Source organism: Aeromonas sp. (assembly GCF_051657805.1).
GTDB lineage: Bacteria > Pseudomonadota > Gammaproteobacteria > Enterobacterales > Aeromonadaceae > Aeromonas.
Genome location: NZ_JBOFLJ010000001.1, coordinates 1 through 26,231 on the forward strand (window position 1 = coordinate 1; position 26,231 = coordinate 26,231).

General features: G+C 62.2%; 28 protein-coding genes and 1 rRNA gene. 13 read left to right on the forward strand and 16 right to left on the reverse strand.

What is annotated here, in order from left to right:
- The 5 genes from ACRCYW_RS00005 to pepQ all read right to left on the reverse strand — a co-directional run.
- Positions 1 to 125: ribosomal RNA gene (locus ACRCYW_RS00005) — 16S ribosomal RNA — on the reverse strand; the annotation flags it as partial.
- Positions 126 to 584: 459 nt separating this feature from the next.
- Entirely contained in the window at positions 585 to 1,109 is a 525-nt protein-coding gene (gene hemG, locus ACRCYW_RS00010) for a menaquinone-dependent protoporphyrinogen IX dehydrogenase (protein ID WP_438548161.1), read from the reverse strand.
- Between the two features lie 7 nt (positions 1,110 to 1,116).
- Positions 1,117 to 2,574, reverse strand: coding sequence for a TrkH family potassium uptake protein (locus ACRCYW_RS00015; protein ID WP_438548162.1), 1,458 nt, complete (start codon positions 2,572 to 2,574; stop codon positions 1,117 to 1,119).
- 36 nt (positions 2,575 to 2,610) lie between these two features.
- Positions 2,611 to 3,228 (reverse strand): YigZ family protein, encoded by a 618-nt coding sequence (locus ACRCYW_RS00020; protein WP_438548163.1) that lies wholly within the window; start codon positions 3,226 to 3,228, stop codon positions 2,611 to 2,613.
- The gene (pepQ, locus tag ACRCYW_RS00025) at positions 3,228 to 4,550 is read right to left on the reverse strand and encodes a Xaa-Pro dipeptidase (protein ID WP_438548164.1); all 1,323 of its coding nucleotides are present in this window, start codon (positions 4,548 to 4,550) and stop codon (positions 3,228 to 3,230) included. Before pepQ ends, ACRCYW_RS00020 begins: the two co-directional genes overlap by 1 nt.
- A gap of 195 nt (positions 4,551 to 4,745) precedes the next feature.
- Between pepQ and ACRCYW_RS00030 the strand changes: the two genes are divergently transcribed.
- The 6 genes from ACRCYW_RS00030 (at position 4,746) to ACRCYW_RS00055 (ending at position 14,149) form a co-directional block, all read left to right on the forward strand.
- Entirely contained in the window at positions 4,746 to 6,683 is a 1,938-nt protein-coding gene (locus ACRCYW_RS00030; protein ID WP_438548165.1) for an acetoacetate--CoA ligase, read from the forward strand.
- A gap of 203 nt (positions 6,684 to 6,886) precedes the next feature.
- Entirely contained in the window at positions 6,887 to 9,034 is a 2,148-nt protein-coding gene (gene fadB, locus ACRCYW_RS00035; protein WP_438548166.1) for a fatty acid oxidation complex subunit alpha FadB, read from the forward strand.
- Positions 9,035 to 9,055: 21 nt separating this feature from the next.
- Entirely contained in the window at positions 9,056 to 10,219 is a 1,164-nt protein-coding gene (gene fadA, locus ACRCYW_RS00040; RefSeq protein ID WP_438548167.1) for an acetyl-CoA C-acyltransferase FadA, read from the forward strand.
- Between the two features lie 364 nt (positions 10,220 to 10,583).
- Complete coding sequence (locus ACRCYW_RS00045) at positions 10,584 to 11,306, forward strand: response regulator (RefSeq protein WP_438548168.1); 723 nt, start codon at positions 10,584 to 10,586, stop codon at positions 11,304 to 11,306.
- 129 nt (positions 11,307 to 11,435) lie between these two features.
- Positions 11,436 to 12,881, forward strand: a complete 1,446-nt coding sequence (locus tag ACRCYW_RS00050) for an ATP-binding protein (RefSeq protein ID WP_438548169.1) — start codon at positions 11,436 to 11,438, stop codon at positions 12,879 to 12,881.
- Positions 12,882 to 12,886: 5 nt separating this feature from the next.
- On the forward strand, positions 12,887 to 14,149 hold the full coding sequence (locus ACRCYW_RS00055) for an ABC transporter substrate-binding protein (protein ID WP_438548170.1): 1,263 nt from the start codon (positions 12,887 to 12,889) through the stop codon (positions 14,147 to 14,149).
- A 45-nt stretch (positions 14,150 to 14,194) separates the two neighbouring features.
- On the opposite strand, the gene ACRCYW_RS00060 is transcribed toward ACRCYW_RS00055, so the two are convergent.
- On the reverse strand, positions 14,195 to 14,386 hold the full coding sequence (locus ACRCYW_RS00060; RefSeq protein ID WP_033132548.1) for a hypothetical protein: 192 nt from the start codon (positions 14,384 to 14,386) through the stop codon (positions 14,195 to 14,197).
- A 171-nt stretch (positions 14,387 to 14,557) separates the two neighbouring features.
- Here ACRCYW_RS00060 and tusA point away from each other — a divergent pair, with 171 nt between their 5' ends.
- On the forward strand, positions 14,558 to 14,803 hold the full coding sequence (gene tusA / locus ACRCYW_RS00065) for a sulfurtransferase TusA (protein ID WP_042642635.1): 246 nt from the start codon (positions 14,558 to 14,560) through the stop codon (positions 14,801 to 14,803).
- A 20-nt stretch (positions 14,804 to 14,823) separates the two neighbouring features.
- The gene (locus tag ACRCYW_RS00070) at positions 14,824 to 15,171 is read left to right on the forward strand and encodes a RidA family protein (protein ID WP_438548171.1); all 348 of its coding nucleotides are present in this window, start codon (positions 14,824 to 14,826) and stop codon (positions 15,169 to 15,171) included.
- Between the two features lie 136 nt (positions 15,172 to 15,307).
- Here the strand turns inward: ACRCYW_RS00070 and ACRCYW_RS00075 are convergent, their stop codons facing one another.
- The 5 genes from ACRCYW_RS00075 to ACRCYW_RS00095 all read right to left on the reverse strand — a co-directional run bounded on the left by ACRCYW_RS00075 (position 15,308) and on the right by ACRCYW_RS00095 (position 17,386).
- The gene (locus ACRCYW_RS00075) at positions 15,308 to 15,964 is read right to left on the reverse strand and encodes an OmpA family lipoprotein (RefSeq protein WP_438548172.1); all 657 of its coding nucleotides are present in this window, start codon (positions 15,962 to 15,964) and stop codon (positions 15,308 to 15,310) included.
- Between the two features lie 151 nt (positions 15,965 to 16,115).
- Positions 16,116 to 16,358 (reverse strand): hypothetical protein, encoded by a 243-nt coding sequence (locus ACRCYW_RS00080; RefSeq protein WP_438548173.1) that lies wholly within the window; start codon positions 16,356 to 16,358, stop codon positions 16,116 to 16,118.
- 119 nt (positions 16,359 to 16,477) lie between these two features.
- Positions 16,478 to 16,732 (reverse strand): hypothetical protein, encoded by a 255-nt coding sequence (locus tag ACRCYW_RS00085; protein WP_438548174.1) that lies wholly within the window; start codon positions 16,730 to 16,732, stop codon positions 16,478 to 16,480.
- An 82-nt stretch (positions 16,733 to 16,814) separates the two neighbouring features.
- On the reverse strand, positions 16,815 to 17,087 hold the full coding sequence (locus ACRCYW_RS00090; RefSeq protein WP_438548175.1) for a hypothetical protein: 273 nt from the start codon (positions 17,085 to 17,087) through the stop codon (positions 16,815 to 16,817).
- 44 nt (positions 17,088 to 17,131) lie between these two features.
- Positions 17,132 to 17,386, reverse strand: coding sequence for a hypothetical protein (locus ACRCYW_RS00095; protein ID WP_438548176.1), 255 nt, complete (start codon positions 17,384 to 17,386; stop codon positions 17,132 to 17,134).
- A gap of 290 nt (positions 17,387 to 17,676) precedes the next feature.
- On the opposite strand from ACRCYW_RS00095, the gene ACRCYW_RS00100 reads away from it, so the two are divergent.
- On the forward strand, positions 17,677 to 18,237 hold the full coding sequence (locus ACRCYW_RS00100) for a cysteine hydrolase family protein (protein WP_438548177.1): 561 nt from the start codon (positions 17,677 to 17,679) through the stop codon (positions 18,235 to 18,237).
- Positions 18,238 to 18,296: 59 nt separating this feature from the next.
- Here ACRCYW_RS00100 and ACRCYW_RS00105 read toward each other — a convergent pair whose 3' ends face one another.
- Positions 18,297 to 18,878: a DNA-3-methyladenine glycosylase I gene (locus ACRCYW_RS00105; RefSeq protein WP_438548178.1), complete on the reverse strand. Its 582-nt coding sequence runs from the start codon at positions 18,876 to 18,878 to the stop codon at positions 18,297 to 18,299.
- 210 nt (positions 18,879 to 19,088) lie between these two features.
- Between ACRCYW_RS00105 and glyQ the strand changes: the two genes are divergently transcribed.
- Together glyQ and glyS are read left to right on the forward strand one after the other, a co-directional pair.
- On the forward strand, positions 19,089 to 20,012 hold the full coding sequence (glyQ, locus tag ACRCYW_RS00110; protein WP_100860856.1) for a glycine--tRNA ligase subunit alpha: 924 nt from the start codon (positions 19,089 to 19,091) through the stop codon (positions 20,010 to 20,012).
- Positions 20,013 to 20,021: 9 nt separating this feature from the next.
- Positions 20,022 to 22,091 carry a glycine--tRNA ligase subunit beta gene (gene glyS / locus ACRCYW_RS00115; RefSeq protein ID WP_438548179.1) on the forward strand — a complete coding sequence of 690 codons (2,070 nt, stop codon included), beginning with the start codon at positions 20,022 to 20,024 and terminating at the stop codon, positions 22,089 to 22,091.
- A 126-nt stretch (positions 22,092 to 22,217) separates the two neighbouring features.
- Here glyS and ACRCYW_RS00120 read toward each other — a convergent pair whose 3' ends face one another.
- Positions 22,218 to 22,691 (reverse strand): DUF2846 domain-containing protein, encoded by a 474-nt coding sequence (locus tag ACRCYW_RS00120; RefSeq protein WP_438548180.1) that lies wholly within the window; start codon positions 22,689 to 22,691, stop codon positions 22,218 to 22,220.
- Positions 22,692 to 23,080: 389 nt separating this feature from the next.
- Here ACRCYW_RS00120 and ACRCYW_RS00125 point away from each other — a divergent pair, with 389 nt between their 5' ends.
- Positions 23,081 to 23,971 carry a DMT family transporter gene (locus tag ACRCYW_RS00125; protein WP_438548181.1) on the forward strand — a complete coding sequence of 297 codons (891 nt, stop codon included), beginning with the start codon at positions 23,081 to 23,083 and terminating at the stop codon, positions 23,969 to 23,971.
- Positions 23,972 to 24,062: 91 nt separating this feature from the next.
- A complete protein-coding gene (locus tag ACRCYW_RS00130) occupies positions 24,063 to 24,545 on the forward strand; it encodes a DM13 domain-containing protein (RefSeq protein ID WP_438548182.1) in 483 nt (160 codons plus the stop codon).
- 89 nt (positions 24,546 to 24,634) lie between these two features.
- On the opposite strand, the gene ACRCYW_RS00135 is transcribed toward ACRCYW_RS00130, so the two are convergent.
- From ACRCYW_RS00135 to ACRCYW_RS00145, 3 genes are all read right to left on the reverse strand, one after another.
- Positions 24,635 to 24,934, reverse strand: coding sequence for a hypothetical protein (locus ACRCYW_RS00135; RefSeq protein ID WP_438548183.1), 300 nt, complete (start codon positions 24,932 to 24,934; stop codon positions 24,635 to 24,637).
- 67 nt (positions 24,935 to 25,001) lie between these two features.
- On the reverse strand, positions 25,002 to 25,682 hold the full coding sequence (locus tag ACRCYW_RS00140; protein WP_438548184.1) for an ArsR/SmtB family transcription factor: 681 nt from the start codon (positions 25,680 to 25,682) through the stop codon (positions 25,002 to 25,004).
- Between the two features lie 28 nt (positions 25,683 to 25,710).
- On the reverse strand, positions 25,711 to 26,091 hold the full coding sequence (locus ACRCYW_RS00145; protein ID WP_438548185.1) for a hypothetical protein: 381 nt from the start codon (positions 26,089 to 26,091) through the stop codon (positions 25,711 to 25,713).
- Positions 26,092 to 26,231 lie beyond the last annotated feature (140 nt).

Consider the following 26,231-nt stretch of genomic DNA (forward strand, 5'->3'; position numbering starts at 1 on the left):
GCATTACTCACCCGTCCGCCGCTCGCCGGCAAAAGTAGCAAGCTACTTTCCCGCTGCCGCTCGACTTGCATGTGTTAGGCCTGCCGCCAGCGTTCAATCTGAGCCATGATCAAACTCTTCAATTTAAGTTTGGTTGCCACTCTTTGTTACCAAGGAGTTGGCGGCTCAATGAATTGCTGAATTAACTGCTGCAACTTTCGTTGCTTTGGTCACTTCATCAGACATTGAAAATCAAAAATTGTTTTTGATGTTCGATGCTGTGAGTGCCCACACAGATTGCTTGATTCAAATTGTTAAAGAGCGTGGCGCTTATCGCGCTGAGGTGGCGTATAATACCGACCTCACTTCGAAAGTCAAGCGCTTGTTTTCGCTTTTCTTTCGGCGCTGGCTTCACAAGGAAGCGAGCTCATCAGTTTGGCGTGTTCCGCCGTGCTGGTAGGGGCGCATTATAGGGAGCGGCGCCGGGATGACAAGGGAAAATATGCAAAAATATCCATTTTTCACGTTTTAGCGGCTCGAATGCCTATTTATCCAACAAAAAGCCCCGCGACAGCGGGGCTTCGGCTAATGGAACCATGGTTTTGCTATCTTTTTGACCAGAACTCCCGCGCGAAACTGCGTACCTTGTCCCAATCGGTGAACTCGATGTCCTTGCTGGTATCTGTGCTGCCGCCGGTGATCTGCATGATCAGCTGGATGATGCGGGTCTGCCACCAGTTGTAGCGGGAGTATTGCAGCGCGCCGGCGAAGACTCCCTGAGTCTTCGGCTTCCAGGGAGAGAGGCGCAGGAACTTCTTCATATAGGCATTGGTTTGCGGCGTCTGCTTCTCGGGCTTGCGGGCCGTCAGGTTGACGCAGAAGAAGGCGGCATTGGCCACTTCCAGCTGCTCATGGTGGGCATGGATAAAGCTGAACAGGCTGGGATGGTAGTTGCCGTAACGAATGGAGGCACCGATCAGCACCTTGGCGTACTTGCTGAGGTTGCATTTGGGCAAGGTATGCAGGTCCTGCATCACCACCTCGCACCCCGGCATCTCCTCCAGCATGACATCCACGATTTTCCGCGTTTGCCCGTCCCGGGAAGAATAAAGCACCAAAATCTTGTTCATACCTACCTCAACTACGCCAGAATGCGGGGGTAAACAGTACCAGAAGCGTGAAAATTTCCAATCGCCCGAACAACATGGCCACGATCAGTATCCACTGGGCGGTAGCCGAGATCTTGCCGAAGTTGGCCGACACCTCCCCGAGACCGGGTCCCACGTTGGTGAATGCGGCCGCCACGGCGGAGAAGGCGGTCACCTCGTTCAGCCCCGTCATCAATAACAACAGCATGAAGATGAAGAAGAGGATGATATAGGTGGCGAAGTAGCCCCAGACTGCCTCAACGATCCGCTCTGGCACCGCGCGTCGGCCCAGCTTCAGGGTGTAGATGGCGCGCGGGTGCACCAGCCGCTTGAGTTCGCGCATCCCCTGCAGGAACAGGATCATGAAGCGCATCACCTTGATACCGCCGCCGGTACTGCCGGCGCAGCAACCGATGAAGGCCGAGAACATCAGCAGCATGGGCAGGAAGGAGGGCCAGTCCGCATAGCTGGTCGTGCTGTAGCCCGTGGTGGTACCGAGCGACACCGCCTGGAACAGGCCATGGTTGAGGGCCTCCTGCCAGGTGGCGTAATGACCGTGGAACAGCAGGGATATAAAGCAGATGAGGACCAAGACCCCCTGGATCCCCAGGAACACCTTGAGCTCGGAGTCGCGCAGATAGCTGCTCAGCCGCACCGGCTTGTGGGCGAACACCATGAAGTGCAGGGCGAAGTTCACGCTGGCCAGCAGCAGGAACACCACGGTGATCAGATTGATGGCCGGGCTGTTGAAGAAGCCGATGCTGGCGTCATGGGTCGAGAAGCCCCCCACCGACAGGGTGGAGAAGGAGTGGCAGATGGCGTCGAACAGGCTCATGCCCGCCATCCAGTACGCCAGGGCACAGAGCGAAGTCAGCAATAGATAGATGAACCAGAGCGCCTTGGCCGTCTCGGCGATGCGCGGGGTCACCTTGTTGTCCTTGACCGGCCCCGGGATCTCGGCGCGATAGAGCTGCATGCCCCCGATACCGAGCAGCGGCAATATGGCCACCGCCAGGACGATGATCCCCATGCCCCCCAGCCACTGCAGCAGCTGGCGATAGAACAGAAACGCCTTGGGCAGATTGTCCAGCCCGGTCAACACGGTCGCCCCCGTGGTCGTCAGGCCGGAGAACGACTCGAAGAAGGCCTCAGAGACCGTCATGCCGGGCACCTCCCCTAGCAGGAAAGGCAAGGCCCCCACGCTGCCCAGCACGACCCAGAACAGCACGACGATGAGGAAGCCTTCCTTGGATCTCAGATCTTTCTTCTGATGGCGGTTCGGGAACCAGAGCACGGCGCCGAGCAGCAGGGCGATGAAGAAGGAGTTGACGAACTCGGCACCGCCCCCATCACGATACCCAAACGCCACCATCGCAGGCAGCAGCATGGTCGAGCTGAACAGCGCGACCAAGAGGCCAACGATACGAATGATGCTCAGGATCTGCATTCGGGTTCCCTTTTCGGACTAAAAGAGCGATGGATTCTAGCCATCTAAGGGATGAAGTGATACCCGGCCATGGGTTCTGTCGGTCAATTCCTGGGCCACCTGGGTCCAGCTTTCCGCATCCCAGGCCACCTGCAGGCTGACCCGCTGACCATAGTCCGCCGTCAGCAACTGACCCTGATGGACGGCTATCAACGCCTCCACCACCCCCATGTAGCCATAGTCGCATTGGATGAGAGAAGAGCGCTGCAACCGCTTCTGCTCGGTCACCAGCACCTTGAGGGCCGCGCCGACACCGCCGCCATAGGCCTTCACCAGGCCACCGGTACCGAGCAGCACGCCGCCGTAGTAACGCACCACCACGGCCGCGATCTCGCCGATGCCGGAACCCATCAGCTGGGCCAGCATGGGTTTGCCGGCGGTACCAGAGGGTTCACCGTCATCGCTGAAGCCATAGACCTGGCTGTCTTGTGGCGCCCCGGCGACGAAGGCCCAGCAGTGATGCCGGGCCGACGGGTGTTGCCGCTTGATCTCCCCGATCCAGGCCTTGGCGGCCTCCACAGTCGGGGTATGGGCGATCAGGGTGATGAAGCGGCTCTTCTTGATCTCCTCGCAAAGCTCCAGAGGCGCCGCCGGGATGGCATAAGCTGCCGCCATCAGAGCCCTGCTTGCCGCGTCAGGTTTTCCACACCATCGCCGTGCAGCACCACGTTGTCTTCGATACGGATGCCGCCGTAGGGGCGCAGCGCCTCCACCTTGTTCCAGTTGATGCGCTTGCCCTGCTCACCCTGGCGCAGCGGCTCCAGCAGGCTGTCGATGAAGTAGAGGCCGGGTTCTATGGTGAACACCTGGCCCACCTCCATCACCCGGGTGCAGCGCAGGTAGGGGAACTGCTCGGGAGCGGCCAGGTGAGTGCCGCGCTCGTCCTGCATGAAGCCCCCCGCATCGTGCACCTGCAGGCCGAGGAAGTGGCCAAGCCCGTGCGGGAAGAAGACGTTGGTGACGCCGGTATGGATCATCTCGTCCACCGACATGTCCACCAGCTCCACCGACTGCAGCAGGCGCGCCAGTCTGTGGTGCATCTGCAGGTGCAGCTCGCCGTAGCGGCGGCCCGGCTTGATCTCCTTGATGATCTCCTGCTGCTGCACATCCAGGGCAGCGATCAGATCGGCAAACTCCCCACGACGCCAGGCCCAGGTGCGGGTGATGTCGGAGGCATAGCCCTGATAGTCCACCCCGGCATCGATCAGGAAGGAGTGGCGCTCCGCATCCGGCACCCGCTGGCTGGAGAGGTGGGTGTAGTGCAGGATGGCCGCGTTGCGGTTGATGGCCACTATGTTGCCGTAGGGCGCCTCATTGGCCCCCTGCCCGACCGCCTTCATATAGGCCAGGTTGATCTCGAACTCGCTCGCCCCCGCCATGAAGGAGTCCTTGGCAGCGATGTGGCCACGCACCCCGATGCGGTTCGCATCGCGCAGGCACTCGAGTTCATAGGCCGTCTTGTAGGCGCGGTGATAGTGCAGGTAGTTGAGCACGGCCTCCGGGTTGGGATGGCCCAGCCCCAGCAGCTCGGCGACCTCGAGGTGTCCCCCCAGATAGGCCCACTCCTGTTTGTCGGCGGGCAGGTGATCGGCGACCTGCTCAGGTTTGGTCAGGAAGCGGATGTCGAAGAAGTCGACCCAGAAGGCATTGGGCAAGTCCGCCACCTTGTGCCAGAAGTCCACCGGCCGGTAGAACAGCAGCACCGGCTTGTTCACCCCATCGACCAGCAACCAGCAATGGGGGTTGTCCAGCACGGGCAACCAGGCCTTGAACTGCGGATTGACCTTGAAGGGATAGTCCTGATCGTCGAGGAAGATGCGGTGGGTCTGGCCCGAGTGAATGGCCAGACCGCCGAGCCCCTGTTGCTGCAAGATGTCGCGGGTGCGTTGCTGCAGGGTATCGAGATGCTGGGCAAAAAGTTGGCTGTAACTGCTCATGGCGTCCTGCTCCGGGCAAATGTGGGTTCAGCATAACATCAAGCGAATCAAGGCTCGAGCCGTCAAGCTTTCCCTTCGTGAGGTAACGCATAGGTTACAGGGTTTTGTTATGAACCAAAAACCAACCATTAACAAATTGAGAACAATTCAATACACTGCCTCCAGACAGTAGAAATCAGCCGTCAGGAACGACTCATGCAAAACCTTTGTCTGTGGCAGCCGGATCAGGACAGGATGCAACACTCCAACCTTCATCAGTTCATGGCCGAAGTGAACCACTTCCACGGCCTGCAGCTGCGCAGCTACGCCGACCTCTATCAGTGGTCGGTGGAGAAGACCACCCGTTTCTGGCCCCTGGTCTGGCAGCACTGCGGCGTCAAGGGGGAACTCGGGGACATAGTGGCGGAGAATCGCCAGGAGATGCAGCGTGCCCGCTGGTTCCCGGACAGCCGTCTCAACTTCGCCGAGAACCTGTTGCGCCGCCAGGACGAGGGCATCGCCATCGTCTCCCGCATCGAGGGGAGCGCGAGCCAGGCCCTGAGCTGGGCCGAACTCGGCGATCAGGTTGCCCGCCTCGGCCAGTGGCTCCGCAGCCAGGGCATTGGCAGTGGCGATGTGGTCGCCGCCTATCTGCCTAACATTCCCGAGACCGTGGTCGCCATGCTGGCCGCCACCAGCCTGGGGGCGATCTGGACCTCCACCAGCCCGGACTTTGGCGAGGCCAGCGTGGTGGAGCGCTTCGGCCAGACCAGGCCCAGGGTGCTGTTCGCGGTGGATGGCTATCGTTACGGCGGCAAGGCCATCGACATCCAGGCCAAGGTCGCCGCCGTGGTCCGTCAGATCGACAGCATAGAGCAGACCGTGATGATCCCCCTGCTCGGCAACCCCTTGCTGCTCGGTCAGGAGTGGGGCCGGGTCCTGGCGAGCCAGACCGATGCGACCCTGCGGTTCGAGCCCATGGCTTTCAATGACCCGCTCTACATCCTCTATTCGTCCGGCACCACGGGCAAGCCCAAGTGCATAGTCCACGGCATCGGCGGCACCCTGCTGCAGCACCTGAAAGAGCATCAGCTGCACTGTGACATCAAGCCGGGGGAGCGGGTGTTCTATTTCACCACCTGCGGCTGGATGATGTGGAACTGGCTGGTGAGCGCCCTCGCCTCCGGCGCTACCCTGGTGCTCTATGACGGCTCCCCCTTCTACCCGGATGGCAACGTGCTCTGGGATCTCGCCCGCGACGAAGAGGTCTCCCTGTTCGGCACCTCCGCCAAGTATCTGGATGCCCTGCACAAGCAGGGTTATGCCCCGATCCAGACGCATGCATTACCGGAACTGCGCCTTATCTGCAGCACGGGCTCCGTGCTCTCCCCCGAGGGGTTCGACTACGTCTATCAGGGCATCAAGCAGGATGTGCAGCTCAGCTCCATCTCCGGTGGCACCGACATCTGCTCCTGCTTCGTCATCGGCAACCCCCTGAGCCCGGTCTATCGTGGCGAGAGCCAGGGGCGCGGACTCGGCCTCGCGGTACAGGTGTTCAACGAGGCGGGCCAGCCGGTGCAGGGGGAGAAGGGGGAGCTGGTCTGCACCAAACCCTTCCCGGCCCAACCCATCGGCTTCTGGGGGGACGAGAGCGGCGACAAGTATCACGCCGCCTACTTCGAACGCTTCCACAACGTCTGGTGCCACGGTGACTGGATCGAGCTGACCGACCACGACGGCATCCTGTTCTACGGCCGCTCGGACGCTACCCTCAACCCGGGTGGGGTGCGCATCGGCACCAGCGAGATCTACCGCTACGTGGAGCTGCTCGACGAGGTGGAAGAGAGCATCGTCATCGGCCAGCAATGGCAGCAGGACGAGCGGGTCGTGCTGTTCGTCAAGCTCAGGGCCGACCTCAAGCTGGACGAGCCCCTGCGCGAGCGCATCCGCCTGCAGATCCGGGAACACTGCACCGCCCGTCACGTCCCCGCCCGCATCCTGCAGGTGGATGCTATCCCCCGTACCAAGTCCGGCAAGATAGTGGAGCTGGCGGTGCGGGAAGTGGTGCACAACAGGCCGGTCAACAACACCCACGCCCTCGCCGATCCCGAGGTGCTGAGCCAGTATAGAGACAGGCCCGAGCTGGCCAGCTGATCCGTCCTGGATATATGAAAGGCGCCCAAGGGGCGCCTTTCTTCTGCCCCATCCCCGGGCGAGTGCGAACAGGCCACAAGTGTTAAACGAATGTTTTAAATAGGTGTTGAAATTGTCTTGTTTTGGATCAATATTGAGCCTCGCCCCCTGCTGGGGAGAAAGGAGCAAAGCCCCCCACCACGTGGGAACAAGGAGACACTCTCATGATCTACCAAGGCGAAACCCTGTCGGTCAGCTACCTCGAACACGGCATTGCCGAACTGAGGTTTGATGCCCCGGGTTCAGTCAACAAGCTGGATCGCGCTACCCTGCTCTCGCTGAGCGAAGCGATCGCCACATTACAACAAGAACGTGAACTAAAAGGTCTGATCCTCACCTCCGGCAAAGACGCCTTCATCGTCGGCGCCGACATCACCGAATTCCTGGAACTCTTCGATCTGCCGCAAGAAGATCTGCTCGGCTGGCTGAAAAAAGCCAACGACATCTTTAGCGCCATCGAAGATCTGCCGGTACCGACCCTGTCCGCCATCAAGGGCCACGCCCTGGGCGGCGGCTGCGAGACCATACTCTCCACCGACTTCCGTCTGGCCGACACCAGCGCCAAGATCGGCCTGCCCGAGACCAAACTCGGCATCATGCCGGGCTTTGGCGGTACCGTCCGCCTGCCGCGGGTGATCGGCGCCGACAACGCGCTGGAGTGGATCACCACGGGCAAGGATTACCGTGCCGATGACGCCCTCAAGGTGGGTGCCGTCGATGCAGTGGTCGCCCCGGAAGCGCTGCAGGCAGCGGCTCTGCAGATGCTCAAGGACGCCATCGCGGGCAAGCTGGACTGGCAGGGCCGCCGCGCCGCCAAGAAGGCCCCGCTGCGCCTGTCGAAACTCGAAGCCATGATGAGCTTCAGCACCGCCGCCGGCATGGTTGCCGCCGTGGCGGGCAAACACTACCCGGCCCCCATGACAGCGGTCAAAACCGTCGAAGCCGCCGCCGGCATGAGCCGTGACGAGGCCCTAGTGGTCGAGGCACAGGGCTTTATCAAGCTGGCCAAGACCGATGTGGCCAAGGCCCTGGTCGGCATCTTCCTGAACGATCAGCACATCAAGGCCCTGGCCAAGAAGGCCGCCAAGCAGGCGAGCAAGGCGACCGGCCATGCCGCCGTGCTGGGTGCCGGCATCATGGGGGGCGGCATCGCCTACCAGTCCGCCAGCAAGGGCATACCGGCGGTGATGAAGGACATCAACGAGAAGGCACTGGCGCTCGGCATGGGCGAAGCCACCAAGCTGCTGAACGGCCAGCTCGAGAAAGGCCGCATCGACGGCATCAAGATGGGCCAGGTGCTCTCCGCCATCACCCCCACCCTGAGCTATGACAGCGTCAAGCACGTGGACGTGGTGGTCGAGGCCGTGGTCGAGAATCCCAAGGTGAAGGCCACCGTGCTCGGCGAAGTGGAAACCATCATCGGCGACGACGCCGTGCTCGCCAGCAACACCTCCACCATCCCCATCTCCCTGCTGGCCAAGGGTCTGAAGCGCCCCGAGAACTTCTGCGGCATGCACTTCTTCAACCCGGTGCACCGCATGCCCCTGGTGGAGATCATCCGTGGCGAGAAGACGTCGGATGAAACCATCAACCGCGTGGTGGCCTACGCCGCCGCCATGGGCAAGTCCCCTGTGGTGGTCAACGACTGCCCCGGATTCTTCGTCAACCGCGTGCTGTTCCCTTACTTCTTCGGCTTCACCAAGCTGGTTGCCGATGGCGCCGACTTCGTGGCCGTCGACAAGGTGATGGAGAAGGAGTTCGGCTGGCCCATGGGCCCCGCCTACCTGCTGGACGTGGTCGGCATCGATACAGGCCACCATGCCGGTGACGTCATGGCACAGGGCTTCCCGACCCGCATGAGCAAGGACGGTCGCACCGCCATCGATGTGATGTACGAGGCGAGCCGCTTCGGTCAGAAAAACGGCAAGGGCTTCTACGCCTACGAGCAGGACAAGAAGGGCAAGCCGAAGAAGGTGGCGGACGCCGCCGCTTACGAGCTGCTGGCCCCCATCGCCAAGGCGCAACAGGCCTTCGACAAGGACGCCATCATAGCCCGCATGATGATCCCCATGATCAACGAGGTCGTGCTCTGCCTGGAAGAGGGCATAGTCGCAACCCCGGCCGAGGCGGACATCGCCCTGGTCTATGGTCTGGGCTTCCCTCCCTTCCGCGGCGGCGTGTTCCGCTATCTGGACACTATCGGTCTGGATCGTTACGTGGCCATGGCCGACCAGTATGCCGATCTGGGCCCCCTCTACCGCGTCAGCGACAAGCTGCGTGAGATGGCCGCCCAGGGCAAAACCTTCTACTGATTGCGGAAAGGAGATCCATTCATGAAAGACGTAGTCATTGTCGACTGTATCCGGACCCCCATGGGCCGGTCCAAGGGCGGCGCCTTCCGCAACGTGCGTGCAGAAGACTTGTCCGCGCACCTGATGAAATCCATCCTGCTGCGCAACCCCAACCTCGATCCGAACGAGATCGAGGACATCTACTGGGGCTGCGTGCAGCAGACCCTGGAGCAGGGCTTCAACATCGCCCGCAACGCCGCCCTGCTGGCCGGCATTCCGAAGCAGGTCGGCGCGGTCACCGTCAACCGCCTGTGCGGATCCTCCATGCAGGCACTGCACGATGCCTCCCGCGCCATCCAGGTGGGTGACGGGGACATCTTCATCATCGGCGGCGTGGAGCACATGGGTCATGTGCCCATGAGCCACGGGGTCGATTTCCACCCCGGCATGGCGAAATCCGTGGCCAAGGCCTCCGGCATGATGGGGCTGACCGCCGAGCTGCTCGGCAAGCTGCACGGCATCAGCCGCCAGCAGCAAGACGAGTTCGCCGCCCGCTCCCATCGCCGCGCCCATGCCGCCACCGTGGAAGGACGCTTCGCCAAGCAGATCGTCGGACTGGAAGGCCATGACGCCAGCGGCGCTCGCTTCTTCTACGACTACGACGAGGTGATCCGCCCGGAGACCACGGTCGAGACCCTGAGCCAGCTGCGCCCCGTGTTCGACCCGGTCAACGGCACCGTCACCGCCGGCACCTCCTCGGCCCTGTCCGACGGCGCCGCCGCCATGCTGCTGATGAGCGCGGAGAGAGCCAAGGCGCTGGGGCTGACCCCGCGCGCCAAGGTCCGCTCCATGGCCGTGGCCGGCTGCGACGCCGCCATCATGGGTTACGGCCCTGTGCCTGCCACCCAGAAGGCGCTCAAGCGCGCCGGCCTGACCGTGGCTGACATCGATCTGTTCGAGTTGAACGAGGCGTTCGCCGCCCAGTCCCTGCCCTGCGTCAAGGATCTGGGGCTGATGGACCAGGTGGACGAGAAGGTGAACCTGAACGGCGGCGCCATCGCCCTGGGTCACCCACTGGGCTGCTCGGGCGCGCGCATCTCCACCACCCTGATCAACCTGATGGAGGAGAAGGATGCCACCCTGGGTGTCGCCACCATGTGTATCGGTCTGGGCCAGGGCATCGCCACCGTCTTCGAGCGGGTATAACGAAGACCCCTGACCGGCCGCCCATCGCGGTCGGTCAGGGAATGACCCCCGCCAGAGTGCGGGCGGGGCATGCTGGACATACCGCTCCCACCCCTTGAGTGGGGCGAGCAAGAATTGTCACTTTGGGGTCGGCCTTGCCGGCCCGTTTTCGAGTCTGTGGAGCCCACCACACGGGGTGGTTCCTGTCGTCGGCATCTGCGCATGGCCGTCCCGTTTGGGTCGGCCTTTTTTCATTTTCACGCCAGATCATGCTCACTTCTGGGGCTATATTGCCCATAACCTCACATTAGAGGGGGGCCTTGCTTGCTTTTTACTCCCCCGACAGGTTCAATCTGCACAAAAAATGGGGTGGATGCACATACATATGTCAACGAGCAAACAACTGCTGATCGTCGACGACGACCAAGAGATCCGCGAGCTGCTCAACGAATACCTGACCCGGGCGGGCTTCGAGGTATTGACGGCGGCGGAAGGCAACGAGATGCGCAAGCAGCTCGCCCAGTACAGCCCGGACCTGATCATTCTGGACATCATGATGCCCGGCGACGACGGCTTTACCCTCTGCCAGCAGATCCGCCGTGACTCCCAGGTGCCCATCATCATGCTGACCGCCGCCTCCGACGAGGCGGATCGGGTGATCGGCCTCGAGCTCGGGGCGGATGACTACATCGCCAAGCCGTTCAGCCCCCGTGAACTGCAGGCCCGCATCAAGGCGCTGCTGCGCCGCGCCGAATTCCGCCAGCCGGAGAAAGAGAAGGAGCCGAGCCGCCGCTTGCGCTTCGCCGACTGGACCCTGGATACCCTGAGCCACCAGCTGACCCACGACGATGGCAGCCTGCTGGATCTCTCCGGCAGCGACGCCCTGCTGCTCGGCATGTTCCTGCAGCAACCCGGCGTGGTGCTGGACAGGGACACCATCTCGGATGCCACCCGTGGCCGCGAGAGCCTGCCCATGGAGCGCGGCATCGACGTGCAGATCAGCCGGCTGCGCCAGAAACTGGGTGACAACGGCAAGAGCCCTCGCATCATCAAGACCATTCGCGGCAGCGGCTACATGCTGATCGCCGAAGTCCACGAGATCCCCTGAGAGGCAGCCAGCATGGCTCCGCGCTAGCGGCGACATGCCGATCCACAAGAGGTCCACGAGATCCCATGACAGGCAACGAACACGACTGCGCGGTAACAACATGCTGATCCACGAGAGGCACCGGATCCCATGAGAGGGCGGCGATTCTGGCAGGCCCTGGTGCCCCGTTCCCTGCTGTCGCGGATGCTGCTGCTGTTGCTGCTCGCCATCCTGCTCTCCCAGACCATACTCACCGGCATCTGGATGCAGCAGATCCAGAAGCGGGAGCTGGAGGGCATGCTCAGCACCACCCGCAACCTGGCGCTGTCGGCGGCCTCCACCGTCAACTTCTTCAAGTCCCTGCCCCTGCAATACCGCCACATAGCGCTGGATCAGCTGCGCAACATGGGGGGCAGCCGCTTCTTCGTGTCGCTGAACGAGGAGGAGATCCACATCAGCGCCATTCCGGACAGCGAGCGCAAGACGCTCGTGCTGAAGGAAGTGCAGGACGTGCTCGGCCGCAAGCTCTCCGATGCCATGGCCATCAAGGTGGACTTCTCCCGCCCCGAGGAGCTGCACGTCTTCAACAACGACACCCTGCTGGCGGACCTGCCCTCCTCCTGGGCCCGCTACACCCTGTCTCTCGAACCCATCAACCCCCCCGTGCTGGTGACCCAGATCGAGATAGAACCGGGGGAGTGGCTCTACCTGGCGGCCTTGCTGCCCGCCCCCTACATGACCCTGGATGACACCGTCATGCCGAGCAACCAGGTGCGCTTCATCGCCCTGATGACGGTCTTCCTCTGCTTCTTCACCTTCATGCTGGTGCGCTGGCAGACCCGCCCCCTGCGCCGCCTCGCCAAGGCCGCGGTCAACCTCGGCAAGGACATCGATCAGCCCGCCCTCAAGGAGGAAGGGGCCTCGGAGATCGTCGCCGCCACCCGCGCCTTCAACATCATGCAGCAGCGCATCCGCCGCTTCATCGACGATCGGGAGCGGCTGTTCAGCTCCATCTCCCACGATCTCAAGACCCCCATAACCCGGCTGCGGCTGCGAGTCGAGCTGCTGGACGACGAGACCCAGATCGCCAAGTTCAACAAGGATCTGGACGAGCTGGAGCTGATGGTGAAGGGGGCGCTGCAGACGGTGAAGGAGACCGACATCCACGAGAACCTCGAGCAGATCGACGTCAACGCCCTGCTGGAGCAGATGGCGGAGTCCATGAACCTGCACGAGGACCTGCTCCTCATCGAGGGGCAGTGCAAGTGGCCCTATCGCGGCAAGTTGCTGGCCCTCAAGCGCTGCATCGGCAATCTGGTGGACAACGGCATCAAGTACGGCAACCGGGTGCGCATCATCATCATGGACGACGAGGAGATACTGATCCTGTTCATCATGGATGAGGGCCAGGGCCTGCCAGAGGATCAGCTCGAGCGCATCTTCGAACCCTATTACCGGCTGAGTACGGACCCCTCGGGCACCGGCCTTGGCCTCGGCATCGCCCGCAACATCGCCCACGCCCATGGCGGTGATCTGGTGCTGGAAAATCGCCCCCAGGGTGGCCTGCAGGCCACCCTCTCCCTACCAAGGCAGTAACTGTTATGAAGTGGTTCCCGTTTGCCGTTGTCACCCTGTTTGCCCTGCCCGCCGCCGCCTCCCAGGTAGAGGTGCTGCACTGGTGGACGTCGGGGGGCGAAGCCAGGGCCGTCGAGGTGCTCAAGTCGGAATGGGCCGAGCGCGGCAACCAGTGGAACGACTTCGCGGTACAGGGGGGCGGCGGCAAGAGCGCCATGACGGTGCTGAAGAGCCGGGCGCTGGCGGCCAATCCACCGGAGGCGGCGAACCTCAAGGGTTATGAGCTGGACGAGTGGGCCAGCCTCGGCTTCCTGCGCGACCTCAGCCCCATGGCCGAATATCTCGGCTGGTATCCCAAAATGCCGCCCATGGTGAGGGAGACCCTCAGCCACAGCGGCACCCTGATGGCGGTGCCGATCGGCATTCACCGCATCAATTGGCTCTGGCTCAACCGCGCCGTCTTCGAGCGGCTGGGGCTCACCCCACCCACCGACTGGGATCAGTTCGTGACGGTGGCCAAACAGCTCAAGGCCAAGGGCGTGACACCGCTCGCCATCGGCAACGAGCCCTGGCAGCTGACGGTGCTGTTCGAGACGGTGGCCTTGGGAGAAGGGGGCAAGGCGTTCTATCGCAAGGCCTTCCTGGAACAGGATGAGGCTACCCTCACCGGGCCCGAGATGGTGCGGGTCCTGACCCGCTTCCAGCAGCTGCGCGACTTCGTGCCCGAGAAATACGCCGGCCTGAAGTGGCACCAGGCCACCAACCTGCTGGAGAGCGGCGGTGCCGCCATGCAGATCATGGGGGACTGGGTGAAAGGAGAGCTGAGCGCCGGCAACTATCGCCCGGGGGAAGATATCGAATGCCTGCCAAGCCCAGGCAGCGCTGGCCTGTTCAGCTACAACCTGGACTCCATCGCCATGTTCAAGCAGCGTGATCCCGCCCAGTTGCAGGCCCAGGGGGAGCTGGCCCAGCTGCTGATGACCCCCGAGTTCCAGGCCAGGTTCAACCGGGTCAAGGGCTCCATCCCCGCCCTCAGCCAGCCGGACATGCGCCAGTTCGATCGCTGCGCCATCCGTTCTTACAAGGACTTCCAGCAGGCGGAGCAGGGCGGCAACCTGCTGCCCAGCATGTCGGACGGTATGGCGGTGCCCACCAACATGCGCCAGGCGATCATGGATGTGCTCAGCAGCTTCTTCAACGATCCCAGGGCCAACCCGGAGCAGACGGCGTTGCAACTGGAGCGGGCCATGCGCTCGACCCGCAGCGGGACCGGGACCGAGCAGAAATGACAAAGGCGGACCACGTCCGCCTTTGAGCCATCGAAGCCTGAATGTTCAGGAGCGATCGTTCTCGTCCTCATCCTCGTCGTAGTAGTCGCTGAGCTCTATCCAGAGCCCCAGCCCTATCATCACCATGGATCCGAACCAAGTGCCGGTGTTTCCGATGGGGCTGCCCAGCACTATCATGGCGAACGACAAGAACCCCATGCCTGCGTAGGCTTGCAATCTGCCGTAGGAGACCTGCATATTCACACCTCCTTGTTGAATATGGTTCAATTTTTATATTACTCATCGGACGGAGTGTGGATAGAGCCGGATCACACTTTGGTTACATATGCTGCAAAGCGACCCACCGATTTGATTATTTTTTCGCCTTGAGTATCATTGGCAGCTTAATTGGTTGAAGGTTGATTATTGATGAGTGCTTTATTCTGCGATGCGACTCATGAGTTGGACGCAATCGGGCTTCGTTGCCCCGAGCCCGTGATGATGGTTCGCAAGAAAGTGCGGCTGATGGCCGAGGGCGAGACCCTGCTGGTCAGTGCCGACGATCCCTCCACCACCCGCGATATCCCCAGTTTCTGCCGCTTCATGGATCACACCCTGATCGCCAGTGAAACCGAGCAGGCCCCCTACCGTTACCTGATCCGCAAGGGTCAGTGATCCCACAGCAGGAAGAGCCCATGACAGCCATTACCCGAGTCGGTACCACCCAACGTTGGTCAGACGTAGTCATCCACAACGGCACCCTCTATGTGGTGGAAGTCCCCGCCACGGATGAGGCCGACATTCATCAGCAGACCCGCGAGGTGCTGAGCAGCCTGCAGCGCCTGCTGGAAGCCAACGGCTCCGGGGTCGACAAGATCCTGATGGCCAACATCTACCTCAAGGACATAGGCGACATCGCGGCCTTCAACGTCCAGTGGGACGCCTGGATCCCGGCGGGCACCGCTCCCGTGCGCGCCTGCGTGCAGGCCCGCCTCGCCCACGAAGGCTACAAGGTTGAAGTGCAACTGACCGCAGCAGTCTAGGACAGAGTTCGCCCCCTCATCCCCGCCCCTTCTCCCGCAAGGGGAGAAGGGAGCAAAGAACATGAGGCCGTGGCCCCATGAAAAAAGCCCCGCCAGATGACTGGCGGGGCTTTTTTATTGCCGAGAACCGGACCGCTTAGGCGGTCGGGGTCAGGGTGATGGTCACCCGGCGGTTCTGGGCCTTGCCTTCGGCCGTGCTGTTGGTGGCGACCGGCTGATCCGGGCCCACGCCACTGGTGGAGATGCGGCTGCCGGTCACACCCTGGCCGATCAGCTGGGCGGCGACGGCGTCGGCACGCTGGGCGGAGAGCTTCATGTTCAGCTCGCGGGAGCCGGTGCTGTCGGTGTGGCCGACCACGTTCAGGCGGGTCTTGTCGAACTCGGCCACCACCATGGCGACGCCGGACAAGGTGTTGGCACCGGCCGCTTTCAGCTGGGCACTGGAGCTGTCGAAGGTGACGTTGTTCGGCATGTTGAGGATCAGCTGATCGCCGTTGCGGGTCACGCTGACACCTGTGCCCTGCAGCTTCTCGCGCAGCTTGGCTTCCTGCACATCCATGTAGTAGCCGATGCCGCCACCCAGGGCGGCGCCGGCGGCCACGCCGGTCAGGACACCCTTCTTGCGATCCCCCTTGCTGGAGGAGAGCGCCCCCACGGCGGCGCCAGCGGCGGCACCGGCCAGCGCGCCCCAGGCACCCTTGGAGGTCTGGGACTCACCGGTGTAGGGGTTGGTGGTACAGCCGGTGATGGCGATGGTCAGGGCAAGCGCGGGAACGAGTTTCTTGAAATGCATGGAATAAACCTCTGAAAAAGAACGACTCTAGCCGATGGCCGCGCATTCTACATGAGAGGGGCGCCAGAGTGTGACGCTCGGATGACAGATGCACCACAAGGGAGCCTGGGCTCCCTTGTGGTGACAAGCTTGGCGAGTGAGACCCGCCTCGTCAGTACTTGATTTCCCGGGCTTTCTCGCGCCCTTCCTGCTTGGCGTCGCGGTGCTCCTGGCGGCAATCGGCATTGCCTACCAGACCGCTGCGACACTCCTGCTTGGCATCGCGGGACTCCTGACGGGTGTCCTGGCGCACATCGCGGGCCTCGCGGCGCTGCCTGGCCTGCTCGGTGGCCTGGGCCGGCAGACCGGTCATCAGGACGGTGGCGGCAAGCAGCATGAATACGGACTTCTTCATGATGACTCCTGAACTGGATGAGACGCACCGGATCGGTGTCTCTGAATTATATATGGCGCTCTTCCGCCACGCCGGTCAGCGCGCCCAGCCAGCAGGGAGCACCCTTATCCGGGCGGCAATCAATATTTGACGTCACGCGCCTGATCGCGCCCTTCCTGCTTGGCATCCCTGTGGTCCTGGCGGCAGTCGGCATTGCCCACCAGGCCTTCACGGCACTCCTGCTTGGCGTCGCGGGACTCCTGGCGGGTGTCCTGACGGATGTCACGGGCATCCTGGCGCTGCTCGCTCTGGTTGGTGGCGTGCGCCGGGACGGCGGCAAACAGGGTGCAGGCGGTCAGCAGGACGGCGCTCAGGCGAGAGATGGAAACAGTCATAAGGACTCCAGATTAAGTTGATACGGCAGCCTGGTTCGGCTGCCGCCATGGAAGAGGGGTTCGACGAGCCCGTGCTCTCGAATCAATATTTGATATCGCGAGCTGCCTCGCGCGCTTCTTGCTTGTTGTGGCGGTGCTCCTGGCGGCAATCGGCGTTGCCCAGGAACTCCTCCTGGCGGCAATCCCGCTTCTGTTCTCGGGACTCCTGGCGGACATCCTGGCGCAGGTCCCGTGCCTGGCGGCGCTCCTGGGCCTGCTCGGTAGCCTGAGCCGGCATGGCCACCGACAGGGTACAGCCGACCAACAAGGCTGACAGCAGGGCGCTGCGAGCCGGGTGAGGAGTTGAAATGTTCATGACGAGTCTCCCTGGTTGATCGGGCTGATATCTATGGCACGGGATCAGTACTTGACGTCACGGGCCTTCTCGCGCACGTCCTGCTTCACTTCACGCTTGTCCTGACGGCACTCGTAGTTGTCTTTCTGGTCGTTCTCACGGCAATCCTGCTTGGCGTCGCGGATCTCGGGACGCACCTCCTGACGCACGTCACGGGAGTCCTGGCGATCGGTCGCCTGGGCGGGCAGGGTCAACAGCAGGGTGCAACCGGTCAGGATCAGGCTGCCGAGGGAGAGGGTGCGAAATGCGGTCAGTGACATGGGGTATCCTCACAATGGTTACCCCGATTTTGAGCAGGTTTGACTGTATGCCGGCTGTACCGGACGGTGGAAAACGACTCCTACCCCTGCTGGCAAGATGCGTGGCAGGGGCAGGTCACCACATGATCGTTCACCATGCCCAGGACCTGCATGACAGATAGTGCTGTGACGGCCCATCGCCACGACAGACGTTGCAATGCCGGGCAGCGCTTGCAATCCCCCAGATGCGGGCTTGCCGCTCAACGGCCGGTGACGCCAGAGTGGAGGACATTCCTCACGGAGCCATCTCCATGCCATCTCTGCCTCACGCTGCCCTGCTCGTCATCGACATCCAGACCGGCCTCCTTCACGGCCCCGAGGCACCCCATGCGGGGACCGAGACGCTGATCAACATCAATCGCCTGAGCCAGGCGGCCCGTACCGCCGGTGTCCCCGTGCTGGCGGTGCGCCACACGGGCCCGGCCGGTAGCCCCATCGCCGCCGGCAGTCCGCTCTGGCAACTGGCGCCGGAACTGGTTGTCGACGACACCGATCGGGTGTTCGACAAGCAAAGGTCCAATGCGTTTCATGGCACCGGCCTCGATGGCTGGCTGAAAGAGGACAAGGTGCAGACCCTGATCGTCACCGGCATGAAGACCCAGTACTGCATAGATACCACCTGCCGGGCGGCGGCAGATCTCGGCTATTCCGTGGTGCTGGTGAGCGATGCTCATACCTGCATGGATACCCCACAACTTGCCGCAACGCAGATCATCGCCCACCACAACGCCACCCTGGCTGGCCCTTTCGTGCGGCTGATGAGCAGTGATGAGGTGTGTGACGCGCTGACCCACACCCTTCAGCCCAGTTGATCCCGGACCCCAAACGAAGAAGGGAGGCTCAGGCCTCCCTTCTTCGTCTGCCCTCCGCGTTACCCCAGTGTCCCTGACTGCTGGCATTCCACGTGGCAGGGACAGGTCACCACATGATCGTTCACCATGCCCACCGCCTGCATAAAGGCGTAGCAGATGGTGCTGCCGACGAAGGTGAAGCCCTGCTTCTTGAGGGCCTTGGCCATGGCGTCCGATTCGGGTGAGGTGGCGGGAATGTCGCCGTTGCCCTGGCGCTGGTTGACCATGGGAGCGCCGCCGACGAAGCCCCACAGATAGTCCGCGAAGTCGATGCCCTGGGCCTCCAGCGCCAGATAGGCGCGGGCATTTTTGATGACCGACTGCACCTTGAGGCGATTGCGGATGATGCCCTTGTCCTGCATCAACCGCTCCACATCCTGGTCGTCGAAGCGGACGATGAGCTCGGGATCGAAGCCGGCATAGGCACGGTAATAGCTGTCGGTACGCTTGAGAATGGTGATCCAGGAGAGACCCGCCTGCTGGCCGTCGAGGCAGAGTTTGGCAAACAGCTCGCGCGGATCGCGCACCGGCCGCCCCCACTGTTTGTCATGGTATTCAATGTATTCCGGGTCCTTGGTCACCCAGGCGCAGCGCAGTTCCATTCTTTGTCTCCTGTGATTGAGTCGTCGTCCATCGGCGGGATTTCGGCGATGAGATCATGCCGCCATCACCCCGGGCCAACCAGGCCCGGCGCAGCATTCCCCCACTAATCCCCTGTAATTTCGCCTATTATCCGACCATGCCAGACGGTATACTCCTTCGGTTCACATTCAGCAAATCTTGCTCTGATTTCACTTCGCGCGAAAAACACTATGCAAAAATTCGATGTCAAAACCTTTCAGGGCCTGATCCTGCAGCTGCAGGACTATTGGTCCCGCCAGGGCTGTACCATTATTCAGCCGCTGGATATGGAAGTGGGTGCCGGTACCTCCCACCCCATGACCTGCCTGCGCGCCTTGGGCCCGGAGCCCATCGCCTGCGCCTACGTGCAACCGTCCCGCCGCCCCACCGACGGCCGCTACGGTGAGAACCCGAACCGCCTGCAGCACTATTACCAGTTCCAGGTGATCATCAAGCCGTCCCCCGACAACATCCAGGAACTCTACCTCGGCTCCCTGAAAGAGCTGGGCATGGATCCCGAGATCCACGACATCCGCTTCGTGGAAGACAACTGGGAAAACCCGACCCTGGGTGCCTGGGGTCTGGGCTGGGAAGTGTGGCTCAACGGCATGGAAGTGACTCAGTTCACCTACTTCCAGCAGGTTGGCGGCCTCGAATGCAAGCCGGTCACCGGCGAGATCACCTATGGTCTCGAGCGCCTGGCCATGTACATCCAGGGCGTGGACAGCGTCTATGACCTGGTGTGGTCCGACGGCCCCCTGGGCAAGACCACCTACGGCGACGTCTTCCACCAGAACGAGGTGGAGCAGTCCACCTACAACTTCGAGCACGCCGACGTGGACTTCCTGTTCCACTGCTTCGAGCAGTACGAGAAGGAAGCCCAGCACCTGCTCGGCCTGGAAAAACCGCTGCCGCTGCCCGCCTACGAGCGCATCCTCAAGGCCGCGCACTCCTTCAACCTGCTGGATGCCCGCAAGGCCATCTCGGTCACCGAGCGTCAGCGCTACATCCTGCGCATTCGCACCCTGACCAAGGCCGTGGCCGAGGCCTACTACGCCTCCCGCGAGGCGCTGGGCTTCCCCATGTGTCAGCGCACTGAGAACAAGCAAGGTTAAGGAACAGACATGGCACAACATACATTTCTGGTAGAGATCGGCACCGCCGAGCTGCCCCCCAAGGCCCTGCGCTCCCTGGCCGAAGCCTTTGCCGACAACTTCAAGGCCGAGCTGACCAAGGCCGATCTGGCCTTCGGCGACGTCGAGTGGTTCGCCTCACCGCGCCGTCTGGCGCTGAAGGTGAGTGAGCTGGCCAGCGATCAGCCGAGCAAGAGCGTCGAGAAGCGCGGCCCGGCCGTGTCCCAGGCGTTCGATGCCGACGGCAAGCCGACCAAGGCTGCCGAAGGCTGGGCTCGTGGCAACGGCATCACGGTTGAACAGGCCGAACGCCTGGTCACCGATAAGGGCGAGTGGCTGGTCCACAACGCCAAGGTCGAAGGCCGCCCGGCCAAAGAGCTGCTGGGTGAACTAGTCGCTGCCGCATTAGCCAAGCTGCCCATCCCCAAGATGATGCGCTGGGGCGACAAGACCATACAGTTCGTGCGTCCGGTGTTCACCGTGACCCTGCTGCTGGATGGCGAGCTGGTGCCCGCCACCATCCTGGGGATCGACTCCGCCCGCACCATCCGCGGTCACCGCTTTATGGGCGAGAGCGAGTTCCAAATCGACAACGCCAGCCAGTACCCGCATATCCTGCTGGAGCGCGGCATGGTGATGGCCGACTTTATGGCCCGCAAGGCCAGGATCAAGGCTGACGTCGAAGCGGCCGCCGCCGCCTTCGGTGGGGTCGCCGATCTGGACGACGCCCTGCTGGAAGAAGTCACCGCCCTGGTCGAATGGCCCGTGGTGTTGACCGCCAACTTCGAAGAGAAGTTCCTGGCCGTCCCCGCCGAGGCGCTGGTGCACACCATGAAGGGTGACCAGAAGTACTTCCCGGTCTACGACAAGAGCGGCAAGCTGCTGCCGAAGTTCATCTTCGTCACCAACATCGAGTCCAAGGACCCGAGCCAGATCATCAGCGGCAACGAGAAGGTGGTTCGCCCCCGTCTGTCCGACGCCGAGTTCTTCTTCAAGACCGACCTGAAGCAGAGCCTGGCCTCCCGCCTGCCGCGCCTCGAGACCGTGCTGTTCCAGCAGCAGCTCGGTACCGTCAAGGCCAAGGTCGAGCGCATCGAGACCGTCGCCGGCTTCATCGCCGAGCGCATCGGTGCCAACGTGGCTCAGGCCAAGCGCGCCGGCCTGCTCTCCAAGTGCGATCTCATGACCAACATGGTCGGCGAGTTCGCCAGCACCCAGGGTGTCATGGGGATGCACTACGCCCGTCATGACGGCGAGGACGAAGTGGTGGCCGTGGCCCTGAACGAGCAGTACATGCCGCGCTTCGCCGGTGATGCCCTGCCGTCCGCTCTGGAAGCCTGCGCCGTGGCGCTGGCGGACAAGCTCGACACCCTGGCCGGCATCTTCGGCATCGGCATGCTGCCCAAAGGTGATAAAGACCCCTTCGCCCTGCGCCGCGCCGCCATCGGTGCCCTGCGCATTATGACCGAGAAGCAGCTGGACCTGGATCTGGTCGAACTGGTGGAAGAAGCGGTACGCGTCTACGGCGACAAGCTGACCAACAAAACCGTCGTCACCGACGTGGTCGACTTCATGCTGGGTCGCTTCCGCGCCGCCTATCAGGACGAAGGCATTGGTGCCGATGTTGTGCTGGCCGTGCTGGCCCGCCGCCCGACCCGTCCGCTCGACTTCGATCGCCGGGTCAAGGCCGTCAGCCACTTCCGCAGCCTGGATGCCGCCCTGGCCCTGGCCGCCGCCAACAAGCGCGTGAGCAACATCCTGGCCAAGGTGGAAGGCGAGCTGCCGACTGCCGTCAAGCCGGAGCTGTTACAGGACGCCGCCGAGCAGGCGCTGGCCACTCAGGTTGCAGCACTGCAATCCGAGTTGGCCCCGCTGTTCGCCGCCGGTGACTACCAGGCCGCCCTCACCCGTCTGGCCGCCCTGCGCGAGCCGGTCGATACCTTCTTCAACGAGGTAATGGTGATGGCCGACGACGAGGCCCTCAAGGCCAACCGTCTGGCGCTGCTGAACAACCTGCGCAACCTGTTCCTGCAAGTCGCGGATATCTCCCTGCTGCAGTGATTTGGTTGGGTTGATTGAAGCAAAAACGGCGCCTAGAGGCGCCGTTTTTATTAAGGAAGAAGTGAGGCTTAACGCCTCACAAAAATGCCAATAGATTCGTTTAATTGAATGCTTTTCTTAGCAGAATTAATTGCTGCAGACACCGGACTTGGCAAGCTGCACGTTTCCTTTTGAGACCACCCGCTTGCCTTCGGTATCGGAAACCGGCTCAAGCTTGGCGCCACCAACAAAGACACCCATCTTTATAATCTGGCGGAAGAAGTAATTCTTACCTGGCTCGGTAAAAACAGAAATCTTGTTATCGGAGAATTCAGATTCAGTAGAGAGTTCGTGAGTTTTACCGCCCGCTACCTGCTTATAGAAGAAAGTCTGGTTGGCAGACTCACCAAGGCATTCAGAATCAACATAAACGTCTTTTTTCTGGGCCTTTCCCATGTAGCTGTCTCGGTAGACGTAAAGACCTGCCATATTACCTTCCGGTGCAGGGAAGGCTTTCAGTCTGGCACTTTCCTGAGCACTTTCCATTGGAACACTGGCACAGCCTGCCAGCAACAAGGTGCCCAATACGGTTGACGCCAGCGCCAGTTTTTTAAACATCATGGGGAATTCTCCGTGCAATATTTAGCCTGAAATTTATATTTTAATAAATAATGAGTTATCTCTGACAACGGCGAATTTGACCATATGAATCCAACTACCACCAGCAAACTTTATATTTCCGACTCAAGAAATAAATATGATGTGACACATATCAAACTTGAATATGGAGAGTCATCTTCTTCTTATGATAATCGGCTATCCATGGTGTAAATAAAGCATCGACGGCTCTCCAGAAGCTATGGTTCTATAACTGTTCCTTATTGACTGTTCGAATTATTATCCGATATTCGCAGAAACGAACGTACCTAACCTCTCCAGCACAACGGCTATCGCCGTTTCCGTGTACAATCCCTCACTCGTTCCAGCCTCTGTGACCCGACGGCGACCCCATGAACCGCACGCCCCTGTTGTTGATGATCTGCACCACCTTGTTGGCGGCCGCCGGCTGGTTCTTCTCCAAGGAGGCGATCCGCGAGCTGCCCCCCGCCGCCTTTATCGGTAGCCGCTTCCTGCTGGCGGCCCTGATCCTGCTGCCCCTCGCCATCTTGTACGAACCCAGGCCTAGCCGTGCCCAGCTGCTGCGCGCCCTCGGCTGCGGCTCCCTGCTCGGCCTCAACCTGCTGCTCTGGGTGACCGCCATCAGCCAGAGCGATGCCCTTGGCAGCGGCGCCTTTATCATGAGCGTCGCCACCCTGATGGCGCCGCTGGCCGCCTGGGTCGGTTTCAAAACCCGACCGGGGCGCCACTACTGGACCACCCTTCCCCTGGCGGTAGCGGGCCTGCTGCTGCTCTCGAGCGGCACCGACTGGGGTGTCTCCCGCTCCCTGCTCTGGTTTTTGGCCGCCGCCATGGCCCTCGGCACCCAGCTCGCGGTCCATCGCCACTTCGCCCAGTCGATCCCGGCGCGCTGGCTCACCTGCATCCAGCTCGCCATGACAGGCCTGATGGGCACCACTCTCTCCCTGCTGACCGAGAGCTGGCCGCCTTTCGTCAGCACCCCCACCTGGGGCTGGTTCGCCGCCAGCGTGCTGCTCGCCACCACCCTGCGCTACCTGCTGCTGACCCTGGCCCTGAGCAAGATGACAACCACCCACGCGGCCCTGCTGATGCTGCTAGAACCCGTCTGGACCCTGATGCTCAGCACCCTCTGCTATGGGGAGACCCTCGGCGGGGCCAAGCTGGCCGGCGCCGGGCTGGTACTCGGGGCCCTGATACTCTATCAGCTGCCCCTGCTGCGCAGCGGCGCACGACTGGCGGCGAAGGAACCCAGCGCCGACTAGCGCGGGTAGCAAGCGGCCCCGCCTCGGGGATGGGCATCCTTCGCCGTCGCTGCTAGGGTAGTGGCATTGATTCATCGACGACCGAGGCACTATGCAACGCAAGACAATCGCCCTGCTGCTGGCCACCCATCTGCTGGTGGGAGGTGCGGGCTTTGCCGCTGGCATCTATCTGCTGCCGATCCTGATAGCGCCGCCCGCCCCGAGCGGCGAACAGGTCGCGGCCAGCCAGGCGCAGGCGACCTATCAGGGCACCTTCAAGCGGGACCTGAAAGACAGCGATCGGCTGCACTGGGGGGAAGGCAAGGTAAGCATAGGGCCGAGCGCCATCAGCCTGATGGGCAAGTTGGCACCCGGGCCCGATTATCAGCTCTACCTGTCGCCGGAATTTGTAGAGACGGAGGCAGACTTCGCCCGCCTGAAGCCGCAGATGGTACATATCGGGCCGGTGAAAACCTTCGACAACTTTATCGTCCCCCTGCCGAGCGATGTAAACCCGGCGGACTACAACAGCGTCATCGTCTGGTGCGAGACGTTTGGACAATTCATTACCGCTGCCCAGTATCAGAACCCCTGATCACGGCGACGACCTGCGTGGTCGGGGCAGCAAAAAACAGCAAAGAAAAATGGCGCCTATTGGCGCCATTTCTATGACAAGCCTGCCCCTCAACTCGGCGGGAAGTGGCCACCTATGCTGATCACATTGACCTGTTGCAGGGTCCCGTTGATGGTGAAGGCCACCCTGTGCTCCTGGCTGAGGCGGATGGTGTAGATCCCCTTGTTCACTCCGCCGAGCTGCTCGTAATGCATGTCCCCCACCTCGTCGGCAGCGTTCTTGGGGTGAGTGCCGAGCTCGATTTTTCGCCGCCACTCGTGGTACTTGCTCATGCCCGCCGGGGGTACGGCCACGTGCTTGCCCTTGTCGTAGAGGATGCGTTGCTGAGAGTCATCGATAGTCCATGCCATGGTTGGCTCCTTCTGTAGGCTCAAAAGAGAACCAAAGCATAGACCAGGCACGAGCATTGAGGATCGATCAGAGCCCAAGTCCGAACTGTCGTTGCAGCAGGCGCTGGCCACCTGCCGTCAGGGTCAGCTCGCGGCCGTCGAATGCGTGCACCAGAACTCCCTTGTCCAGCAGATGGGTAAGTAGGCGGGCGCCCAGCTGGCCCCCCAGGTGCATGCGCCGCTCGCTCCAATCCAGACAGGGACAGGCGAAGTGGCGCCTGCCCCTCGGCACACAATCGATACCGAGATGGCTGAAGTGCTGCTCCCCCTCAGGAGTCAGGCCATGGCTGCCGGCGTCCAGCCAGCCCCGGGCCAGCAAACCGTCATGCAGCCGTACCCCCAGCTCCCCCGCCAGATGGTCATAACAGGTGCGGGCGAAGCGCAGCCGCGCCGGGGTCTTGCTCTGCAAGGGGCCAGGGCCCTGCGCCGCCAGCCCCATCAGCTGCTCCACGACCAAAGCCACCTCCGGGCTCGCGATGCGGTAGTAGCGATGCTTGCCCTGCTGGACACAGGCCGTCAACCCCTGTTGCTGCAGCCTGGCGAGGTGACTGCTGGCGGTGGAGGCGGCGACTTCCGCCACAGTGCTCAGCTCGGTCGCGGTCCAGGCCCGCCCATCCATCAGGGCGGACAGCATGCGGGCACGGCTGCCATCGGCGATGGCGGCGGCCACCTGTGCCAGGCCCAGCTCCAGACTCTCTTGCGGGTTCATCTCGCCACTTCCCATCCTGTTGCCCCTCTTATTGCCAGTCGGCGGTGACCGCCCTGGCCTTGTCCATGTCGTCCGTCACCAAGATCAGCTGATTGGCATGATCGCTGTACAGGGTGATGATGTTGACCGAGGCATCCCCCAGCGCGGTGCAGATGGCCCCCAGCTGGCCGGGCACCTCCTGCTTCAAACGGCGCACCAGTACCTCTCGCACCGCGACCACCTCCAGCCCGGCCTCTCTGGCGGCCTGGGCGGCGCGCTCCCCATCCTCCACCAGGAAGTGGGCATGGCCGTCACCCCCGGCGAGGAACATGCCACCCCCTTCCAGGCTGACGCCCGCTCGGCCCATCAAGACACCGAACTGTCCAAGCGCACCCGGGGTGTCCGGCAATATCAGATGAATATCGTACATCCCTGTCTCTCCTTTGCGATAACAGCCTGCAGCATAGGGGAAGGCAGGAAGGGACGCTTCGATGGCGAGCGAAGCGTCTTAGTCTATGCCTCCTGCCCGCGGCGAGCGTCGCCGGCAGCAAGCTCGGCCTCAGACGAGGG

What these genes read in the sequence shown, in the direction of transcription:
- hemG (WP_438548161.1), bottom strand. Translation starts at nt 1,109, where the DNA reads ATGAACAAGATTTTGGTGCTTTATTCTTCCCGGGACGGGCAAACGCGG.
- ACRCYW_RS00015 (WP_438548162.1), bottom strand. Translation starts at nt 2,574, where the DNA reads ATGCAGATCCTGAGCATCATTCGTATCGTTGGCCTCTTGGTCGCGCTG.
- ACRCYW_RS00020 (WP_438548163.1), bottom strand. Translation starts at nt 3,228, where the DNA reads ATGGCGGCAGCTTATGCCATCCCGGCGGCGCCTCTGGAGCTTTGCGAG.
- pepQ (WP_438548164.1), bottom strand. Translation starts at nt 4,550, where the DNA reads ATGAGCAGTTACAGCCAACTTTTTGCCCAGCATCTCGATACCCTGCAG.
- ACRCYW_RS00030 (WP_438548165.1), top strand. Translation starts at nt 4,746, where the DNA reads ATGCAAAACCTTTGTCTGTGGCAGCCGGATCAGGACAGGATGCAACAC.
- fadB (WP_438548166.1), top strand. Translation starts at nt 6,887, where the DNA reads ATGATCTACCAAGGCGAAACCCTGTCGGTCAGCTACCTCGAACACGGC.
- fadA (WP_438548167.1), top strand. Translation starts at nt 9,056, where the DNA reads ATGAAAGACGTAGTCATTGTCGACTGTATCCGGACCCCCATGGGCCGG.
- ACRCYW_RS00045 (WP_438548168.1), top strand. Translation starts at nt 10,584, where the DNA reads ATGTCAACGAGCAAACAACTGCTGATCGTCGACGACGACCAAGAGATC.
- ACRCYW_RS00050 (WP_438548169.1), top strand. Translation starts at nt 11,436, where the DNA reads ATGAGAGGGCGGCGATTCTGGCAGGCCCTGGTGCCCCGTTCCCTGCTG.
- ACRCYW_RS00055 (WP_438548170.1), top strand. Translation starts at nt 12,887, where the DNA reads ATGAAGTGGTTCCCGTTTGCCGTTGTCACCCTGTTTGCCCTGCCCGCC.
- ACRCYW_RS00060 (WP_033132548.1), bottom strand. Translation starts at nt 14,386, where the DNA reads ATGCAGGTCTCCTACGGCAGATTGCAAGCCTACGCAGGCATGGGGTTC.
- tusA (WP_042642635.1), top strand. Translation starts at nt 14,558, where the DNA reads ATGAGTGCTTTATTCTGCGATGCGACTCATGAGTTGGACGCAATCGGG.
- ACRCYW_RS00070 (WP_438548171.1), top strand. Translation starts at nt 14,824, where the DNA reads ATGACAGCCATTACCCGAGTCGGTACCACCCAACGTTGGTCAGACGTA.
- ACRCYW_RS00075 (WP_438548172.1), bottom strand. Translation starts at nt 15,964, where the DNA reads ATGCATTTCAAGAAACTCGTTCCCGCGCTTGCCCTGACCATCGCCATC.
- ACRCYW_RS00080 (WP_438548173.1), bottom strand. Translation starts at nt 16,358, where the DNA reads ATGAAGAAGTCCGTATTCATGCTGCTTGCCGCCACCGTCCTGATGACC.
- ACRCYW_RS00085 (WP_438548174.1), bottom strand. Translation starts at nt 16,732, where the DNA reads ATGACTGTTTCCATCTCTCGCCTGAGCGCCGTCCTGCTGACCGCCTGC.
- ACRCYW_RS00090 (WP_438548175.1), bottom strand. Translation starts at nt 17,087, where the DNA reads ATGAACATTTCAACTCCTCACCCGGCTCGCAGCGCCCTGCTGTCAGCC.
- ACRCYW_RS00095 (WP_438548176.1), bottom strand. Translation starts at nt 17,386, where the DNA reads ATGTCACTGACCGCATTTCGCACCCTCTCCCTCGGCAGCCTGATCCTG.
- ACRCYW_RS00100 (WP_438548177.1), top strand. Translation starts at nt 17,677, where the DNA reads ATGCCATCTCTGCCTCACGCTGCCCTGCTCGTCATCGACATCCAGACC.
- ACRCYW_RS00105 (WP_438548178.1), bottom strand. Translation starts at nt 18,878, where the DNA reads ATGGAACTGCGCTGCGCCTGGGTGACCAAGGACCCGGAATACATTGAA.
- glyQ (WP_100860856.1), top strand. Translation starts at nt 19,089, where the DNA reads ATGCAAAAATTCGATGTCAAAACCTTTCAGGGCCTGATCCTGCAGCTG.
- glyS (WP_438548179.1), top strand. Translation starts at nt 20,022, where the DNA reads ATGGCACAACATACATTTCTGGTAGAGATCGGCACCGCCGAGCTGCCC.
- ACRCYW_RS00120 (WP_438548180.1), bottom strand. Translation starts at nt 22,691, where the DNA reads ATGATGTTTAAAAAACTGGCGCTGGCGTCAACCGTATTGGGCACCTTG.
- ACRCYW_RS00125 (WP_438548181.1), top strand. Translation starts at nt 23,081, where the DNA reads ATGAACCGCACGCCCCTGTTGTTGATGATCTGCACCACCTTGTTGGCG.
- ACRCYW_RS00130 (WP_438548182.1), top strand. Translation starts at nt 24,063, where the DNA reads ATGCAACGCAAGACAATCGCCCTGCTGCTGGCCACCCATCTGCTGGTG.
- ACRCYW_RS00135 (WP_438548183.1), bottom strand. Translation starts at nt 24,934, where the DNA reads ATGGCATGGACTATCGATGACTCTCAGCAACGCATCCTCTACGACAAG.
- ACRCYW_RS00140 (WP_438548184.1), bottom strand. Translation starts at nt 25,682, where the DNA reads ATGAACCCGCAAGAGAGTCTGGAGCTGGGCCTGGCACAGGTGGCCGCC.
- ACRCYW_RS00145 (WP_438548185.1), bottom strand. Translation starts at nt 26,091, where the DNA reads ATGTACGATATTCATCTGATATTGCCGGACACCCCGGGTGCGCTTGGA.